The organism is Halomonas garicola (assembly GCF_031935715.1).
GTDB lineage: Bacteria > Pseudomonadota > Gammaproteobacteria > Pseudomonadales > Halomonadaceae > Vreelandella > Vreelandella garicola.
In genome coordinates this window covers 44,085-59,949 of the sequence record NZ_JASSZF010000011.1, presented here as the reverse complement: position 1 = coordinate 59,949, position 15,865 = coordinate 44,085, and the positions used below count along the sequence as shown (strand labels likewise).

Sequence of the window (15,865 nt, the reverse complement as noted above, 5' to 3'; positions counted from 1 at the left end):
GCGGGCGACGAGCCCCGCCGGTGAAACATTAAGGACTGAAGCAACAACAGGACATCACTATGACACGATCTCCCTTGATCAGCCCGGCGCTGCTTGAACGCATTGTCGACGCCTCGGAAGACGGCATCGTAGTTGCCGAGCAGGAAGGCGATGAACACATCCTGATTTACGTCAACAAGGGGTTTGAACGCCTGACCGGCTATAGCGCCGATGACATCCTCTATCGCGACTGCCGCTTTCTCCAGGGCGACGACCGCGACCAGGAGGCGCTTGGCACCATTCGCCGAGCACTGAAGCAGGGCCAGCCTTCCCGGGAAGTACTGCGTAATTACCGCAAGGACGGCACCCTATTCTACAACGAGCTGTCGATTACTCCGGTGTTCGACGAGGCCGACAACCTGATGTATTACATCGGCGTGCAAAAGGACGTCACCGACCGCGTCAAGGTCCAGCAGGAGCTGGACGCGCTGAAACGGGCCAACGTCACCCGGTAGCCGCCGGCAGCGCTGGCCTTTCCCCGCGCTCGGCACTATCATCGTGGCCCAACCTGGCTTTCTCCGCGTGGCCCTGAACCGCCCGGCGCGCCCGCCTCGGCGGGCTGCGCGGCGACGGCTACCGCTTTCGTTTACCCAATTAATATCGGATACACATGGCGCAATACGTCTATACCATGAATCGGGTCGGCAAAATCGTGCCGCCCAAAAAGCAAATCCTCAAGGACATCTCGCTGTCGTTTTTCCCCGGCGCCAAAATCGGCGTGCTGGGCCTGAACGGCGCGGGCAAGTCTACGCTGCTGCGCATCATGGCCGGTGTCGACACGGAGTTTGAAGGGGAAGCCCGCCCGATGCCGGGCCTGAACATCGGCTATCTCCCCCAGGAGCCCGAGCTCGACGACGACAAGAACGTCCGCGAGACGGTCGAGGAAGCCCTGGGCGCGATCCAAAAGGCCCAGGAAGAGCTCGACGCCGTGTACATGGCCTACGCCGAGCCCGATGCCGACTTCGACGCGCTGGCCTCCGAGCAGGCGCGGCTGGAAAACGTCATCGAAGCCGCCGACGCGCACAACATCGAGCGCAAGCTCGAAGTCGCCGCCGAGGCGCTGCGCCTGCCGCCCTGGGAAGATATCGTCGGCAACCTCTCCGGCGGCGAGCGCCGCCGGGTGGCACTCTGTCGCCTGCTGCTCTCCAGCCCCGACATGCTGCTGCTCGACGAGCCCACCAACCACCTGGACGCCGAGTCCGTGGCCTGGCTCGAGCGCTTTCTCCACGACTACAGCGGCACCGTGGTCGCCATCACCCACGACCGCTACTTCCTCGACAACGTCGCCGGCTGGATTCTCGAGCTCGACCGCGGCGAAGGCATTCCCTTCGAGGGCAACTACTCCCAGTGGCTTGAGCAGAAGGAAGCTCGCCTGGCCCAGGAATCCAAGCAGGAAGCCTCGCGCCAGAAAGCCATCAAGAAAGAGCTTGAGTGGGTGCGCTCCAACGCCAAGGGCCGCCAGGCCAAGAGCAAGGCGCGCCTGAACCGCTTCGAGGAAATGCAGTCCGGCGAGTTCCAGAAGCGCAACGAGACCAACGAGATCTACATTCCGCCCGGCCCGCGCCTGGGCGACAAGGTCATCGAGTTCCACAACGTCGCCAAGAGCTTCGACGACAAACTGCTCTACGACGACCTGAGCTTTTCCATCCCCCCCGGCGCCATTGTCGGCATTGTTGGCGGCAACGGCGCGGGCAAGTCAACCATGTTCAAGCTGATCACCGGCAAGGAGCAGCCCGACGCCGGCGAAGTCGTGCTCGGCGAGACCGTGGACACCGCCTACGTCGAGCAGCTGCGCGACGACATGGAAAACAAGCAGACGGTATGGGAAGCGGTGTCCGACGGCCAGGACATCCTCAACATCAACGGCTACGAAGTACCGTCCCGGGCCTACGTCGGCCGCTTCAACTTCAAGGGCAACGACCAGCAAAAGCGCCTCGACGAGCTTTCCGGCGGTGAACGCGGCCGGCTGCAGCTGGCTCAGACGCTCAAGCAGGGCGCCAACGTGCTGCTGCTGGATGAGCCGTCAAACGACCTGGACATCGAGACCCTGCGCGCCCTGGAAGAGGCCCTTTTGGCCTTCCCCGGCTGCGCCATGGTGATCTCCCACGACCGCTGGTTCCTCGACCGCATCGCCACGCATATCCTCGCCTTTGAAGGCGACTCCCACGTGGAATTCTTCGACGGCAACTACACCGAATACGAAGAAGATCACAAAAAGCGCGTGGGCAACGACACGCCCAAGCGCATGAAATACAAGCGCATTGACGCGTAAAGGCGATAGGCACTATCAAAAAAGGCGCCATTCGGCGCCTTTTTTGTATCTTGATTCTGCCATTGCTGGCACTCCCCTGTGTCATGGCGAGCGAAGCGTGGCCATCTCGGGTTTCGCTTATAACGCCACCGCACATACGAGATCGCCACGTCGCTACGCTCCTCGCGATGACGGTAGTGGGAGGCGTGCACAAGGCTGTCGTGTCATGGCGAGCGAAGCGTGGCCATCTCGGGTTTCGCTTATAACGCCACCGCACATACGAGATCGCCACGTCGCTACGCTCCTCGCGATGACAGTAGTGGGAGGCGTGCACAAGGCTGTCGTGTCATGGCGAGCGAAGCGTGGCCATCTCGGGTTTTGCTTATAACGCCACCGCACATACGAGATCGCCACGTCGCTACGCTCCTCGCGATGACGGTAGTGGGAAAAGTGCCACCGCAAGTGCCAGATCGCCACGCTTCGCTCGCGATGACTCGTTAGCGAGAATGGCGCCTTTCCACGGTATCGCCTACCCCGCCGGCCAGGTGAATTCGCGGCCGCCGAGCAGGTGCATGTGGATGTGGTAGACCGTCTGGCCGCCGGCCTTGTTGCAGTTCATTACCACCCGGTAGCCGTCTTCGGCAAAGCCGTTTTGCTTGGCTAGCTTCGCCGCGACGTACTGCAAACGACCGACGGTTTCCAGATCGCTCTCGTTCATGTCGTTGAGCGTGGCGATGTGCTTTTTGGGGATGATCAGCACGTGGGTCGGCGCCTGAGGATTGATATCGTTGAACGCCAGCACGTGCTCATCTTCATAAACGATGTCGGCGGGGACTTCGCGCTCGACCATCTTGCAGAACAAACATTCCATCAATACCCCTCCTTGCATTCAACAGTGGCGCGGGCGAGCCGCGCACGGCTGCGCTTACGGTAGCGTTTTTGCCCGGCAGTTGCCATCGGCCGCGGCTAGTAAAAGCGTCGCTCGGCCAGCAGCTGGCGCAAAAGCGGCCCCAGAATCAGCTCCATGGCTAGCGCCAGCCGCGCTCCGGGGACCACCAGGGTATGCGGCCGGGTCATGAAAGAGTCGTTGATCATGGCCAGCAGCCAGGGAAAATCCACCCGGGAATGGTCGCGAAAACGGATGACGATGAACGACTCGCCGTCGGTAGGAATATCCTGCACCTCAAAGGGATTCGAGGTGTCCACCACGGGCACGCGATGCAGGTTGATGTGCGTGCGGGAAAACTGCGGCTGGATGCAGCGCACGTAGTCGCCCATGCGCCCAAGGATGGTGTCGATCACCGCTTCCTGGGAATAGCCGCGCATCCGGGTATCGCGATCGATTTTTTGAATCCACTCAAGATTCATCGCCGGGGCCACGCCGATCAGCAGATCCACGTGCCGGGCAATATCGTAGTCCTCGGTGACCAGCCCGCCGTGCAGCCCTTCGTAAAATAGTAGGTCAGTGCTGCTGGGCAGCGGCCGCCACTCGGTGAAGGTGCCAACCCGGTAGCCCGCCTCGATTTTCTGTTTGTCTTCGGCATGAATATAGTGGCGATATTCGCCGCTGCCGTGCTCGCCGTACTCCATGAACAGCGCTTCAAGGCGGTCCAGAAGGTTGGCGCCCGGCGAAAAGTGGGACAGCTTTTCGTAGCGCTCGGGTTCGGCGCAGTACATGCGGTGCAGGTCGTCGCGGGTATAGCGGTGAAAGGCGTCGCCGTCGACCATGGCGGCGTGGACGTCTTCCCGCTGAAACATGCGCTCGAAGCTGCGCCGCACCGTGGTAGTGCCGGCCCCGGAGGAGCCGGTGACGGCGATGATGGGAAATTCGCGTGACATCAGCTACCCCGCGCCTGGGCCCGAGTGGCTTCCCGCGCGAGGGCGCGGTGGGCAATGTCGCGGCGATATTCCGCGCCCTCCCAGCGCACGCAGTCCACGCCCCGGTAGACGGCCTCCCGGGCTTCGAGCACGCTGTCGCCCAGGGCGGTCACGCAGAGAACGCGCCCGCCGGCGGTGACCGTACTGCCGTCGGCAGCACTTGCGGTACCGGCCTGAAATACCTTGCAGCCGCTTTGCTCGGCAGCGTCGATACCGCTGATGGCATGGCCCTTTTCATAGCTGCCCGGGTAGCCGCCGGCGGCCATGACCACGCCCACCGCCGCTCGGCTGTCCCAGCAACACCGGTGCCCGGCAAGCTCGCCGTTGGCCCCGGCCAGGCACAGCTCGGCGAAGTCCGAGGTCAGTCGCAGCATGATCGGCTGGGTTTCGGGGTCGCCGAAGCGGCAGTTGTATTCGATGACTTTCGGATTGCCCGCGGCGTCGATCATCAGCCCGGCATAAAGAAAGCCGCTATAGGGCGTGCCTTCTTCCGCCATGCCGCGCACCGTGGGCTCGATGACTTGGCTCATGATGCGCGCGTCCACCTCCGGGGTTACCACCGGCGCCGGCGAATAGGCGCCCATGCCGCCGGTGTTGGGGCCGGTGTCGCCGTCATAGGCGCGCTTGTGATCCTGGCTGGTAGCCATGGGCACGACGCTATCGCCGTCGACCAAAACGATATAGCTGGCCTCTTCGCCCTCGAGAAACTCCTCGACTACCACCTGGGCGCCGGCAGCGCCGAAGGCGTTGGCTTCCAGCATGTCGCGAATGGCCGCCTCGGCTTCGCTTTCGGTCGCCGCGACCACCACGCCCTTGCCCGCCGCCAGGCCGTCGGCCTTGATGACGATGGGCGCGCCGACCTTGCTCACGTAGTCAAGCGCCGGGGCGACGTCGGTAAAGGTCTGATAGGCCGCGGAAGGGATGGCGTGGCGGGCGAGAAAATCCTTGGAGAACGCCTTGGAGCCTTCCAGTTGAGCCGCCGCCCGGGTGGGGCCAAAAATCGTCAGGCCGGCGGCCTGAAAGCGGTCGACCACGCCCTCTACCAGCGGCGCTTCGGGCCCGACCACGGTCAGCCCGACCTGCCTTTTTTCGGCCAGCGCCACCAGGGCGTCAATGTCGGTGGCGGCCACGTCGACGTTGACAAGCTTGGGCTCGCCGGCGGTGCCGGCGTTACCCGGCGCCACCAGCACCTGCTCGACCATTGGCGACTGGGCCATCTTCCACGCCAGCGCGTGTTCGCGGCCACCGCCGCCTATGAGTAATACTTCCATGCTATCCCTTTTGAGCTTCGTTCAGCCGTTACCGCGTTCGCCACGCGCGCTACTCGGGCGTATTATGCCACAGCCCGGAGCACGGCCGGGCAGGTCGCGCCGGCGTTTTTACCGGCGGGCCTCGGCCACCCGAAGTGCCGCCGTGCTTCACACGCCACCAGCCAGACACGCCATGAACCTGATTTTACTCAGCCCCGACGATATTACCGCCGACGGCGGCGCCACGATCCGCGATCCGCGCCGCCTGCGCCACCTGCGCGAGGTGCACCGGGCAGCACCCGGCCAGCGCTTGACCGTGGGCGTTGCCGGCGGCGCCATGGGTACGGCCGAGCTCACCGCGCTTGACGCTGACCGGGCCACCTTTGCCCTGGCGCCGCTGGAGGAAGCCCCGCCGCCGGCGCTGCCCGTGCACCTGGTGCTGGCCCTGCCGCGCCCGCGCATGCTGGCGCGCACCCTTGAGCACGTGACGGCGCTCGGAGTGAAAGAGATCACCCTGCTGCACACCCGGCGCGTGGAGAAAAGCTACTGGCAGTCGCCGGAGCTTGACCCCGACAAGATCCGCCAGCACCTGGTGCTGGGGCTCGAGCAGGCCCGGGATACGGTGATGCCGGCGGTGACGCGGCAGCGCGGCTTTCGGCCCTTTGCCGAAGACGTGCTGCCCGAACTGCTGACGCACCGTCGCGGGCTGGTCGCGCATCCGGGCATGGCCCGGCCCTGTCCCCGGGGGCTAACCGAGCCGGTCGCGCTGGTGGTCGGGCCCGAGGGCGGTTTTATCGACTGGGAAATCGAGCGGCTGCTCGCCGCCGGCTGCGAGGGCATGCACCTGGGACCGCGCATTCTGCGCGTGGAAACCGCCGTCACTGCCCTGCTGGCGCGGCTGTTCTAAGCCTGCCTGCGCCGGGGCTAGTCGTCGTCCCTGTCTTCTTCGGGCTCGTGCTCGACGAACTCGGCATCCTCACCGCATGCGGGATCCTGGATAAACGTCTTGCTCACGTCCAGATGCCCCAGATGGCCGATGGTGCGACGCCCGAGCAGCACCGGGTAGAACATTTCGCCGCGGTCGCGCAGGCTGAACTGCTCTTCATAGACGGTATCGCCCACGCACAGATTGAGCAGCACCACCGGGCGCTCGTCCCGGCCGCCGGCGCCGCGCACGGTCAGGGAGCGGTAAAGCGGGCGCTCGACCTCTTCGCTCGCGGTCTCACCGCTGTCTTCGTCTTCCATCTCAAAGCGAAAACGCACCCAGTCCTCGTCGTCCTTGGTAAAGGTTTCAATGTCCCGGGCGTCAATGGACGACGTCAGCGCGCCGCTGTCGAGCTTGGCCTTGACCTTGATGTCCCAGGGCTTGAGCTCGGCTTTTTCCACCCAGCCGAACACCTGGGTCGAATCGTCGGCAAGGGCTGCGCCCGCGCTCAGCAGCCACCCGGCGGCAAGGCCGGCAGCCACTCGCTTTACTGATGGTGTCATACGCTATTCTCCGTTAGCCGATTGGCATGGGTATTCAAAGGCCGAGACGCCGGGCACCCCGGGGTATTTCGTGATTGCGGTATGGGTCAGCAGGCTCAGGCGTTTTCCAGCCGCGCAAGCAGCGCCTGGGTGGCAAAGCCGTCCGCCGTCAGCCCCTGGTCGCGCTGAAACGCGCGCAGGCCCTTACGGGTATTGGGGCCCATGATGCCGTCGGCACCGCCCACGTCGTGCCCCAGCCGATTGAGCAGCTGCTGCAGCCGGAAGACGTCGTCCCGGGTGAGCGGCGCCTGCTCCCGGGGCCAGCTCTGAACGATGCCTTCGCGTTCGGCAATGGCGTCGCCTAGCTTGGCCACGGCCAGCGCGTAGCTGGTGGCGTTGTTGTAGCGCAGGATGCTGCGAAAGTTGGGGCCGGTGAGAAACGCCGGCCCCTGGGCGCCGGCGGGTACGATCACCTCGGCGCTTGAGAATTCGGGCAGCGTGTCGTTTATCGCGCGCACGCCCTGGCGGCGCCACTCAGCGGTGCTCCGCCGCCCGGTCTGCGCGTAGTCGAAGTCGTCCGGCAGACGGACCTCGGCGCCCCAGGGCTTGCCCGGCTGCCAGCTGGCTCGCTTGAGGTAGTTGGCCGTCGAGGCCATGACGTCGGGGATGCTGTCCCAGATATCGCGCCGGCCGTCGCCGTCGCCGTCCACGGCGTAGGCCATGAAGCTCGAGGGAATGAACTGGGTATGCCCCATGGCGCCGGCCCAGGAGCCCACCATGTCGTCGGCAGAGATATCGCCGGCGTCGACGATCTTGAGCGCGGCGAGCAGCTCCTGGCGGGCAAAGTCGCGCCGGCGCCCGTCGAAGGCCAGGGTGGCAAAGGCATCCAGGGTGGAATAGCTGCCGAAGTGGCTGCCGTAGTTGCTCTCGATGCCCCAGATCGCCACGATTATCTCGGCGGGCACGCCGTAGCGGCGCTCCATTTCCCGGGCGGTGTCGCCGTGGGCGGCGAGCTTTTCGCGCCCGGTCGTTACTCGGGCGCTGGAAACGGCGGTATCCAGATACTGCCAGATCGGCCGGACGAACTCCGGCTGATGGCGGTCATGCTCGATGATCTTGGCCCGATAGCGCACGCCGTCGAGCGCCCGGGTCAGCGTCTGCTCGCTAACCCCCTGGGCGGCGGCGTGGCGGCGAAACCCGGCAAGCCACTGCTCAAAGCCGGCGCGCTGCTGCTCGCCCGCTGCCGCGTCCTTGGCCGTGCGGCCGTCGACCTCGCTCATCAGCCCGCCTTCGGCCTGGACAGCGCCCGCGGTGAGCATAAGCCCCAGCAGCGACGCCCGGAGGAGCCCTCGCCGGACGGCAAACGGCTGAGCGATAGACAATCTCTGGGTAAAAGACAACATGGCGCTCCTCAAGCGTGGCAGGCAAAGAAGCGATGATCCCTTACAACGCCAGCCAACGCCAGCCTTTACTGCATACCGGGCAGCCCTCGGTGCCTCACCGCCAATCAGGCGGTGTTCGACACGGGCAGCACCCAGCCGCCAAGCTCGTTGTTGGCGATGTCCACCAGCGCCTCGATGTGATCGTCGCGGTCGTTCAGGCAGGGGATATAGGTGAAGGTTTCGCCGCCGGCGGCCATGAAGCTTTCGCGGATTTCGTCCTCGATCTCTTCCAGGGTTTCCACGCAGTCGGCGGTAAACGCCGGCGAAATCACCGCGATGTGCTTATGGCCCTGCTTGGCAAGCTCGGCGACGTGATCCACCGTTGCCGGCCCCAGCCATTTTTCCGGGCCAAACTTGGACTGGAAGGCCGTGTCGATATCGCCCTTCTCCCAGCCCAGCTGCTCGCGCAGCAGACGGGTGGTTTTCTGGCACTGGCAGTGGTAGGGGTCGCCGTCGAGCAAAAAGCGCTCGGGTACGCCGTGGTAGCTGGCCACCAGCTTGCTGGGCCGCTCGCTCAATGGCTCATAGACATCGGTGACGGAATTGGCCAGCGCGCGCAAATACCCTGGATGCTCGAAATAAGCGGGCACGGTGCGGATGGACGGCTGCCATTTCATTTTCATCAGCGCCCGAAAGGCCTGGTCGTTGGCCGTGGCCGTGGTCGGCGAGCCGTATTGCGGATACAGCGGGAAGAACACGATGCGCTCGCAGCCGTTTTCCACCAGCCGCGTCAGCACGCTTTCCGTTGAGGGGTTGCCGTAGCGCATACAGAAGTCCACGACTACCTCATCGCCGTAAAGCGCCTGCATTTGCGCGGCGAACTTTTCCGTTTGCGCCCGGGTTATGGTCAGTAGCGGACTTTCGTCTTTCTCTGTATTCCAGATGCTTTTATAGGCCTGGCCCGACAGAAACGGGCGGCGGGTGAGGACGATCAGCTGCAGGATCGGCTGCCACTTCCAGCGGGCGTAGTCCACCACGCGCTGGTCGGAGAGGAATTCGCCGAGGTAGCGCCGCATGGACCAGTAGTCGGTATTGTCCGGCGTGCCAAGGTTAACCAGTACCACGCCGACTTTCGCTCGGGCAATGGGAGGGTGATCAGTCTGGGTATGCTCAAGGCGGCCCTCACCCGGCTGATCCTTGGCTATCGTGGTACTCATGGCGTCTCTCCTGAAATCCGGCATTTCGACACTCCCGGATGGTAGCACTTTTACCGCTGGCGGCGACAAAAACTTGTGCTAAAAAGAGCCGCTGTATAACTATTGGCAAAATAGCCGTTATGCAAACGGCGCTGGCCAAACGCCCGCCGCTGGATTGCCACCTTGCCGCGGCTAAAAAATCAGAGGGAGACGGGCCGCTGCAGGCTCGTGATGGAAGGCATCGTGGCCGACCAGCTCGTCGTGGGGAATGTACTGGATCAGGCAGGCACGGTAAATGCCGGCGCGCCTGAGTTCGGTATAGACCTCGTCGAGGGCACGAAACAGCATTGGCTTATTGCCCTGCATCAGCAGGTGGTGACGCCCTTCCACGTCCTCGAGTTCGACCTGGTAAAGCTGGCTGCCCGTATGGGTGATTACGCGGATATCAAAATTGTCGTGCTGGCTGGCAAACTGCCTGAGCTCTTTCAGTTCCATAAGCTCCCTCCTGTGGATTACACGCTTGTCAGCATAAATGCGACAGCCGGGTAACGGCACGGCCGGACGGTACGAGATGTACCGCCCGGCTGACGGGCCATTACGCCGGTAGATTACTGTTATGACGGCAAAAGTGCCGTTAAGTTCCCCGGCGGCGAACGCCGGCACCGGGGCCTACTGATATTCGGACGGATCGATGGCCTTGCCCAGCGAGTTGCGATCCACCCAGTTGCCGGCTTTGGTTTCCTTGTAGCGAAATACCACCCGATCGCCAATGGCAACGGGAAGCTCGGCGTCTTCGGTCTGGTAGCTGTATTCCTCGCCGTCTACCGTCAGCGCATAGCGATACAGATCGGGCATGCCCAGCCATTCCTGGAACGGCCCTTCGCGTTTTACGGCCTGAAGCTCTCCGCGAGCCTCCAGTTTGGGCGTGCGTTTACCGCGGCGAAAACCACCTGCCATGGTGCATCCTCTTCATGATGTGTGGGTTGGATACCGGCGCCGTCTTCAACGGGCCGGGCATTATACGTGCTCGCCCACGAGTCTCAAGCGCCCAGGCGGGGCACTTACGAGCCGAAGGCTTCGCCGTAGCTGTCCGGCGCCAGATCCTCAAAGCGCGTGTACTTGCCGATGAACGCCATGTGAACGGTGCCGATCGGGCCGTTACGCTGCTTGCCGACAATCAGTTCGGCAAGCCCCTGGTTGTCGGGATTATCCGGATTGTAGACCTCGTCGCGATAAACAAAGGCGATGACGTCGGCATCCTGCTCGATGGCGCCGGATTCGCGCAGATCCGACATCACCGGGCGCTTGTTGGGCCGCTGCTCCAGCGAGCGGTTGAGCTGGGAGAGCGCCACTACGGGGCAGCCAAACTCCTTGGCCAGCCCCTTCAGCGAGCGCGAAATCTCCGATATCTCCCCGGTGCGGTTTTCGGAAAAGCCTGGAATCTGCATCAGCTGCAGGTAGTCGATCATGATCAGCGCCATGTTGCCGTGCTCACGCACCACGCGGCGAATCCGCGAGCGCATCTCGTTGGGCGACAGCGCCGCGGTATCGTCGATGAAAAGCTGCTTGTCCTTGAGGATGTTGACCGCCGAGGTCAGCCGCGGCCAGTCCTCGTCTTCCAGCTGCCCGGTGCGCACCCGGGTCTGGTCGATCCGCCCAAGCGATGACAGCATGCGCAACATCAGCGACTCCGCGGGCATCTCCATGGAAAACACCATCACCGGCTTGTCGCTGGAAATGACCGCGTGCTCGACCATGTTCATGGCAAGCGTGGTGTTATGTACGCAGATATCCTCGGCAATGAAGTTGTGCGTGCCGTCCACGGTGAGGTCATAAACCTGCTGATAGCCCAGCGGCTCGATCTCGACAATCCTGTCCCAGTACACATCTGAATGTTGCGCAGCCACCAAGCGTGCTTGCTCGCTCGGCATATTGATCTCAGTGGTAAAGATTTCTGCGTCCTCACCCTCCAGAATCTGCAGCTCCAAAGCTGTACAGTTCGAAGCTGTATCTTGCACGACCTTTTTCCGCACCTTGGCTAAAATGCCAAAACGCAGCAACAAATGCTGTACTTCACGGAGCTGATCACGGCTGGAGGAAGCATAGCTCGGTAAAGGCTGGTCGCTCGTCTGCAAATAGGCGCTTCCATTACCGGCAAACAGGCAATTTAAAAACAGCGCAAGCTGGTGCCTCGGCAAGCGGAATACTGCAGGCGGCAGACGACTCTGCAATCCGCCTTCTTTTTCGACCTGATTTGCCAGCTGAATGACCTCATGCTCGGGCATGCTTTCCTGACCAAATACCGGCAGAGACCGCGGCACGGCAACCCTGTCCCCTACCGCCATGTCCCCTAAGGGCTTCCAGCCTCCAGCGGTCAGAAACGGGTGCGTCAGCGTCGTGGCAATTTCACGCCCCAGCGCCGTGCGTACCTTGAATACCGGCTTTTGGCCATCGTCGACAAAGGCCGATGCACAGGACGGCGTCAACGTAAAATTGTCGCTCAGGGTTAGCAGCCCTGCCTGCTTGCGCTCGACCAGCTCATCAATGGTGACCAGCGCTCCGCTATCCGGATCCACCAGGCGTGACCCGGCCATGATGCATTTGCCCATCGACGGCCTTCCGGCAATGATCACCAGATCCGACGGCTGCAGCCCGGTGGTCATTTCGTCGAAGTCGCGAAAGCCCGAGGGTAGCCCGGTCATCTCTCCCTTGAGATTAAAGAGCTCGTCGATGCGATCCACTGCCTTGGTCAGAAGGTCGCTCATACCGATGGGGCCGCCGGTCTTGGGGCGTTCCTCGGCGATCTGGAACACCAGCCGCTCGGCTTCGTTGAGCAGCTCATCCGCCGGGCGCCCCTGGGAGGCGAAGGCACCGTCGGCAATCTGGTTGGCGGCGCGGATCAGCTTGCGCAGGGTGGCCCGCTCGCGCACGATCTCGGCATAGGCACGGATGTTGCTGGCCGACGGCGTATTGCGCGCCAGCTCGGCAAGAAACCCGAGCCCGCCGACAGCACTCAGCTGGTCCCGGGCTTCCAGGGCCTCGGAGAGCGTGACCACGTCCAGGGGCTGGCCGGCTTCGGCCAGATGCGCCATGACGTTGAAGATCAGGCGGTGTTCGTAGCGGTAGAAGTCATCGGCCGCCAGGTGGTCCGAGATATGGTCCCAGGCCGGATTGTCGAGCATCAGCCCGCCGAGCACCGACTGTTCGGCCTCCAGGGAATGGGGCGGCAGCTTCAGCGCCGCGGTTTCCTGATCCACGGGCAGCGCCTCATGGGTGGCGTCCGGCATGGCAAGCTCCTTGGCAGTACGGTCAACGAAAGGATACGGCATCCGGCCGGGAGCCGGGAACACAAAGGGCGCGGGGAGTCTCCCCGCGCCCTTGCATAGCGTCAAGCCAAGCGCCGCTATTGCGCCCCCAGGGGCGCAGCGTCGCTTATGCGGTCAGGGGTTATTCACCCACCACCACGATGCGCACCACGGCGTCGACTTCAGCGTGCAGGTGCAGCGTGATGTCGTATTCGCCGGTCTGGCGCAGCGGCCCTTCCGGCATGCGCACTTCGCTCCGGGATACGTCGATACCCGCGGAGGAGATCGCATCGGCCAGGTCGCGCGGCCCGATTGAACCGAACAGCTTGCCTTCATCACCGGCCTTGGAGACCAGCGACAGCTCAATGTCGTTGAGCTGCTCGGCGCGCGCTTCCGCCTCGGCGCGGCGCTCGGCCGCCTGGGCTTCAAGCTCGGCGCGCTGGGCTTCAAACGCGGCGATGTTGTCTTTGGTGGCCGGTACGGCGTGGCCGTAGGGTACCAGGTAGTTACGTCCGTAACCGGGCTTGACGGTGACCTGATCACCCAGGCCGCCCAGCTTGCCAATATTGTCGAGCAGAATGACTTCCATCTCGTAAACCTCTTGTCAGTTGCTACTGTCAGTTGCTGCGGGCAAGGCGTGCGCGAACGTTGGCGAACGAATCAATCAGCCCTGACAGCAGCACAATGAGAATCATGGGCCAGGTGGTAATCAGCAGCAGGTAAAATGCGCCGAGCCACAGCCCGTTCATCTCCTTTAATCCAATAATTCCGTGTACCAGCGCCACGCCGGCAATCAGCAGCGGCACCCAGCCAATCAGCGCAAATCCCGCTATATCGAACAGCATGCTGATGGCGCCGAGCCCTACCAGCAGGGCAAGCTCCCGGGGCGTCAGGCGCAAGGCGTGAAACTCCTGGCGAAAGCCGCCGGGGTTATAAAGCCCCGCCTGCCAGCTGCGCGCAAGCGCTAAACAGGCAATCGCCAGCAGTATCACCACCAGGCCGGTCACCCCGTTGATGACCAGATCGGCCAGCAGCGAGGTGTCGTACCCCGTATTGCCAAGCTCGGTGACCAGGCGATCGAACTCGCTAGAGTTCTGGCGCAGCTGCTCCAGCATGGCGTCGCTGCCGCCAGGCGGGCTGAAAATGCCCAGCTGAATCATGGCGGCGCAGGCCAAAGTGCCGACAATCAGTGCTTCGCCCCAGCGCATGCGCTCGCGCAGAATCACACTCATCAGCGTTGCCAGCAGCACGCTGGAAAGCGGCACCACGTCGCCCTGGGTCCACCACCATCCCGCCGGGATAGCCGCGGCCAGAATCACCGGCAGCGCGGCGGCAAACCCCTTGCGAAGGGTCACCAGAGCGGCAATCGCCGCCCCCAGCCAGAAAAGCCAGGGCACCAGCGAGGCCAGCACTGCCGCACCCACGGCGTAGCTCGGCCGCTGCATCAGCCAACGGGCAAAAGCCAGCATGGCGTGGGCGGCTTACTGGTGGCTATCGGTATAGGGCAGCAGGGCCAGGTAGCGCGCCCGCTTGACGGCGCCGGCCAGCTGGCGCTGGTAGCGCGCCTTGGTGCCGGTAATACGGCTGGGTACGATCTTGCCGGTCTCGGTGACGTAGGCCTTCAGCGTGTCCAGATCCTTGTAGTCGATCTGCTTGACGCCTTCAGCGGTAAAGCGGCAAAACTTGCGGCGACGGAAAAAACGTGCCATGAAATAGCTCCTTGATACGTGCAGTAGTAAAGCGTTGGCCGCAGCGGGCGACCGTGGCGATGTTACGCGGACTCGCTCTGCGGCTTGTCGTCGCGCGGCTTCTCATCACGCGGCTTGTCGTCGCGAGGCTTGTCGTCACGGCGCTGGCGCTTCTCTTCCACCGGCTTCATCATCGGTGACGCCTCGGTGATCGCTTCCTTGCAGCGCATAACCAGGCTGCGGATGATGGCGTCGTTGAAGCGGAAGATGTTTTCCAGCTCTTCAAGCGTCTCGCCTTCGCACTCGACGTTCATCAGCACGTAGTGGGCCTTGTGGATCTTGTTGATCGGGTACGCCATGTGGCGACGGCCCCAATCTTCCAGGCGATGCAGGGTGCCGCCGTTTTCGGTGACAATGCTGGTGTAGCGCTCGACCATGGCCGGCACCTGCTCGCTCTGGTCCGGGTGGACCATGAACACGATTTCATAATGACGCATGGAATCTCCTTGCGGTTTGGCAGCTTCCATTGGGCGCGGCGCCTCAAGGAAGCAAGGAGTCATACTACAATGCGCCGGGTACGCGCGGTGCGCCGCCGGGCATCAAGCAGAACTGATAAAAATGCCCGCCGGTAAAAAGCGGGCGCAGGCATTCTAGGGAAGCGGGGCTTGACTTGCAAGCCGGCGCTGGCGCAGCGCCTCGAACAGACAGATACCGGTGGCCACGGAAACGTTGAGGCTTTCCACCTGCCCCGCCATGGGCAGCTTGGCCAGATAGTCGCAGGCCTCTCGGGTGAGCCGGCGCATGCCTTTGCCCTCGGCGCCCATGACCAGCGCCACGGGGCCGCTGAAGTCGATCTCGTAGACGCTCTCCCGGGCCTCGCCGGCGGTGCCGGTTATCCATACGCCGGCGTCTCGCAAGGCGCCAAGCGTACGCGCCAGGTTGGTTACCTGGTAGACCGGCACGCTTTCTGCCGCGCCGCAGGCGACCTTGCGCACCGTGGCGTTCAGCGGCGCGGCCTTGTCCTTGGCAACGATCACGCCGTGGGCGCCGGCGGCATCGGCGCTTCGCAGGCAGGCGCCAAAGTTGTGCACGTCGGTCACGCCATCAAGCACCAGCAGTAGCGGCGGCTCAGCCGCGGGCCAGGCCTTGAGCTTGAGCATCAACGAGGCTTCGCTTTCCGCTACCAGCGGCGGGCAGAACGCCACCACGCCCTGGTGGGTGCCCCCCCGAGTGAGCTGATCGAGCGCCTCCCGGGGGTGCTCCTTCACCGTCGCCCCGGCGTCCTTAGCCCGGCGGATCATCGCCTGCAGGCGCTTGCTCGCACCCTGCTGCACCCACAGCTCCCGGGGCGCCTCGCCCCGCTCCAGCAGGCTTTCGAGCGCGTGTACGCCGAAGACGTGATCCAGCCC

17 protein-coding genes are annotated in these 15,865 nt (G+C 63.5%); 3 read left to right on the top strand and 14 right to left on the bottom strand.

Annotated elements, in window-relative coordinates; all coding sequences use genetic code 11:
• The first annotated feature begins 59 nt into the window (after nt 1–59).
• On the top strand, nt 60–494 hold the full coding sequence (locus RS027_RS05980) for a PAS domain S-box protein (protein ID WP_311955013.1): 435 nt from the start codon (nt 60–62) through the stop codon (nt 492–494).
• Nucleotides 495–649: 155 nt separating this feature from the next.
• The gene (gene ettA, locus RS027_RS05975; protein ID WP_311955012.1) at nt 650–2,311 is read left to right on the top strand and encodes an energy-dependent translational throttle protein EttA; all 1,662 of its coding nucleotides are present in this window, start codon (nt 650–652) and stop codon (nt 2,309–2,311) included.
• Nucleotides 2,312–2,819: 508 nt separating this feature from the next.
• On the opposite strand, the gene RS027_RS05970 is transcribed toward ettA, so the two are convergent.
• The 3 genes from RS027_RS05970 to purD all read right to left on the bottom strand — a co-directional run bounded on the left by RS027_RS05970 (nt 2,820) and on the right by purD (nt 5,439).
• Nucleotides 2,820–3,161, bottom strand: coding sequence for a histidine triad nucleotide-binding protein (locus tag RS027_RS05970; protein WP_311955011.1), 342 nt, complete (start codon nt 3,159–3,161; stop codon nt 2,820–2,822).
• A 95-nt stretch (nt 3,162–3,256) separates the two neighbouring features.
• Nucleotides 3,257–4,129 carry a phosphoribulokinase gene (locus tag RS027_RS05965; protein WP_311955010.1) on the bottom strand — a complete coding sequence of 291 codons (873 nt, stop codon included), beginning with the start codon at nt 4,127–4,129 and terminating at the stop codon, nt 3,257–3,259.
• A complete protein-coding gene (gene purD, locus RS027_RS05960; RefSeq protein ID WP_311955009.1) occupies nt 4,129–5,439 on the bottom strand; it encodes a phosphoribosylamine--glycine ligase in 1,311 nt (436 codons plus the stop codon). The genes RS027_RS05965 and purD overlap by 1 nt, the downstream gene beginning before the upstream one ends.
• A gap of 172 nt (nt 5,440–5,611) precedes the next feature.
• Here purD and RS027_RS05955 point away from each other — a divergent pair, with 172 nt between their 5' ends.
• Nucleotides 5,612–6,325 (top strand): 16S rRNA (uracil(1498)-N(3))-methyltransferase, encoded by a 714-nt coding sequence (locus RS027_RS05955; RefSeq protein WP_311955008.1) that lies wholly within the window; start codon nt 5,612–5,614, stop codon nt 6,323–6,325.
• 17 nt (nt 6,326–6,342) lie between these two features.
• On the opposite strand, the gene rloA3 is transcribed toward RS027_RS05955, so the two are convergent.
• The 11 genes from rloA3 to rlmB all read right to left on the bottom strand — a co-directional run bounded on the left by rloA3 (nt 6,343) and on the right by rlmB (nt 15,862).
• The gene (rloA3, locus tag RS027_RS05950; RefSeq protein ID WP_311955007.1) at nt 6,343–6,906 is read right to left on the bottom strand and encodes a retropepsin-like aspartic peptidase RloA3; all 564 of its coding nucleotides are present in this window, start codon (nt 6,904–6,906) and stop codon (nt 6,343–6,345) included.
• 95 nt (nt 6,907–7,001) lie between these two features.
• Complete coding sequence (locus tag RS027_RS05945) at nt 7,002–8,204, bottom strand: lytic murein transglycosylase (protein ID WP_376717582.1); 1,203 nt, start codon at nt 8,202–8,204, stop codon at nt 7,002–7,004.
• 188 nt (nt 8,205–8,392) lie between these two features.
• Nucleotides 8,393–9,484 (bottom strand): ferrochelatase, encoded by a 1,092-nt coding sequence (gene hemH, locus RS027_RS05940; protein ID WP_311955005.1) that lies wholly within the window; start codon nt 9,482–9,484, stop codon nt 8,393–8,395.
• Between the two features lie 171 nt (nt 9,485–9,655).
• Nucleotides 9,656–9,958 carry a DUF6482 family protein gene (locus RS027_RS05935; protein WP_311955004.1) on the bottom strand — a complete coding sequence of 101 codons (303 nt, stop codon included), beginning with the start codon at nt 9,956–9,958 and terminating at the stop codon, nt 9,656–9,658.
• A 174-nt stretch (nt 9,959–10,132) separates the two neighbouring features.
• Nucleotides 10,133–10,420, bottom strand: coding sequence for a hypothetical protein (locus RS027_RS05930; protein ID WP_311955003.1), 288 nt, complete (start codon nt 10,418–10,420; stop codon nt 10,133–10,135).
• Nucleotides 10,421–10,524: 104 nt separating this feature from the next.
• Nucleotides 10,525–12,750, bottom strand: a complete 2,226-nt coding sequence (gene dnaB / locus RS027_RS05925; RefSeq protein WP_311955002.1) for a replicative DNA helicase — start codon at nt 12,748–12,750, stop codon at nt 10,525–10,527.
• A gap of 160 nt (nt 12,751–12,910) precedes the next feature.
• On the bottom strand, nt 12,911–13,357 hold the full coding sequence (rplI, locus tag RS027_RS05920; RefSeq protein WP_311955000.1) for a 50S ribosomal protein L9: 447 nt from the start codon (nt 13,355–13,357) through the stop codon (nt 12,911–12,913).
• 28 nt (nt 13,358–13,385) lie between these two features.
• Nucleotides 13,386–14,237, bottom strand: a complete 852-nt coding sequence (locus RS027_RS05915) for a hypothetical protein (RefSeq protein ID WP_311954998.1) — start codon at nt 14,235–14,237, stop codon at nt 13,386–13,388.
• Nucleotides 14,238–14,249: 12 nt separating this feature from the next.
• The gene (gene rpsR, locus RS027_RS05910; RefSeq protein ID WP_311954996.1) at nt 14,250–14,477 is read right to left on the bottom strand and encodes a 30S ribosomal protein S18; all 228 of its coding nucleotides are present in this window, start codon (nt 14,475–14,477) and stop codon (nt 14,250–14,252) included.
• A gap of 62 nt (nt 14,478–14,539) precedes the next feature.
• Nucleotides 14,540–14,953 (bottom strand): 30S ribosomal protein S6, encoded by a 414-nt coding sequence (rpsF, locus tag RS027_RS05905; protein ID WP_311954995.1) that lies wholly within the window; start codon nt 14,951–14,953, stop codon nt 14,540–14,542.
• A gap of 153 nt (nt 14,954–15,106) precedes the next feature.
• A complete protein-coding gene (gene rlmB, locus RS027_RS05900) occupies nt 15,107–15,862 on the bottom strand; it encodes a 23S rRNA (guanosine(2251)-2'-O)-methyltransferase RlmB (protein ID WP_376717581.1) in 756 nt (251 codons plus the stop codon).
• Nucleotides 15,863–15,865: the final 3 nt, after the last annotated feature.

Bases quoted from the DNA above. Each gene is read 5' to 3' on its own strand.
- rplI (WP_311955000.1), bottom strand. From the start codon at position 13,357: ATGGAAGTCATTCTGCTCGACAATATTGGCAAGCTGGGCGGCCTGGGT.
- rpsF (WP_311954995.1), bottom strand. From the start codon at position 14,953: ATGCGTCATTATGAAATCGTGTTCATGGTCCACCCGGACCAGAGCGAG.
- RS027_RS05970 (WP_311955011.1), bottom strand. From the start codon at position 3,161: ATGGAATGTTTGTTCTGCAAGATGGTCGAGCGCGAAGTCCCCGCCGAC.
- dnaB (WP_311955002.1), bottom strand. From the start codon at position 12,750: ATGCCGGACGCCACCCATGAGGCGCTGCCCGTGGATCAGGAAACCGCG.
- RS027_RS05955 (WP_311955008.1), top strand. From the start codon at position 5,612: ATGAACCTGATTTTACTCAGCCCCGACGATATTACCGCCGACGGCGGC.
- purD (WP_311955009.1), bottom strand. From the start codon at position 5,439: ATGGAAGTATTACTCATAGGCGGCGGTGGCCGCGAACACGCGCTGGCG.
- RS027_RS05945 (WP_376717582.1), bottom strand. From the start codon at position 8,204: ATGCTCACCGCGGGCGCTGTCCAGGCCGAAGGCGGGCTGATGAGCGAG.
- RS027_RS05980 (WP_311955013.1), top strand. From the start codon at position 60: ATGACACGATCTCCCTTGATCAGCCCGGCGCTGCTTGAACGCATTGTC.
- RS027_RS05930 (WP_311955003.1), bottom strand. From the start codon at position 10,420: ATGGCAGGTGGTTTTCGCCGCGGTAAACGCACGCCCAAACTGGAGGCT.
- RS027_RS05965 (WP_311955010.1), bottom strand. From the start codon at position 4,129: ATGTCACGCGAATTTCCCATCATCGCCGTCACCGGCTCCTCCGGGGCC.
- rloA3 (WP_311955007.1), bottom strand. From the start codon at position 6,906: ATGACACCATCAGTAAAGCGAGTGGCTGCCGGCCTTGCCGCCGGGTGG.
- hemH (WP_311955005.1), bottom strand. From the start codon at position 9,484: ATGAGTACCACGATAGCCAAGGATCAGCCGGGTGAGGGCCGCCTTGAG.
- rpsR (WP_311954996.1), bottom strand. From the start codon at position 14,477: ATGGCACGTTTTTTCCGTCGCCGCAAGTTTTGCCGCTTTACCGCTGAA.
- RS027_RS05935 (WP_311955004.1), bottom strand. From the start codon at position 9,958: ATGGAACTGAAAGAGCTCAGGCAGTTTGCCAGCCAGCACGACAATTTT.
- RS027_RS05915 (WP_311954998.1), bottom strand. From the start codon at position 14,237: ATGCTGGCTTTTGCCCGTTGGCTGATGCAGCGGCCGAGCTACGCCGTG.
- ettA (WP_311955012.1), top strand. From the start codon at position 650: ATGGCGCAATACGTCTATACCATGAATCGGGTCGGCAAAATCGTGCCG.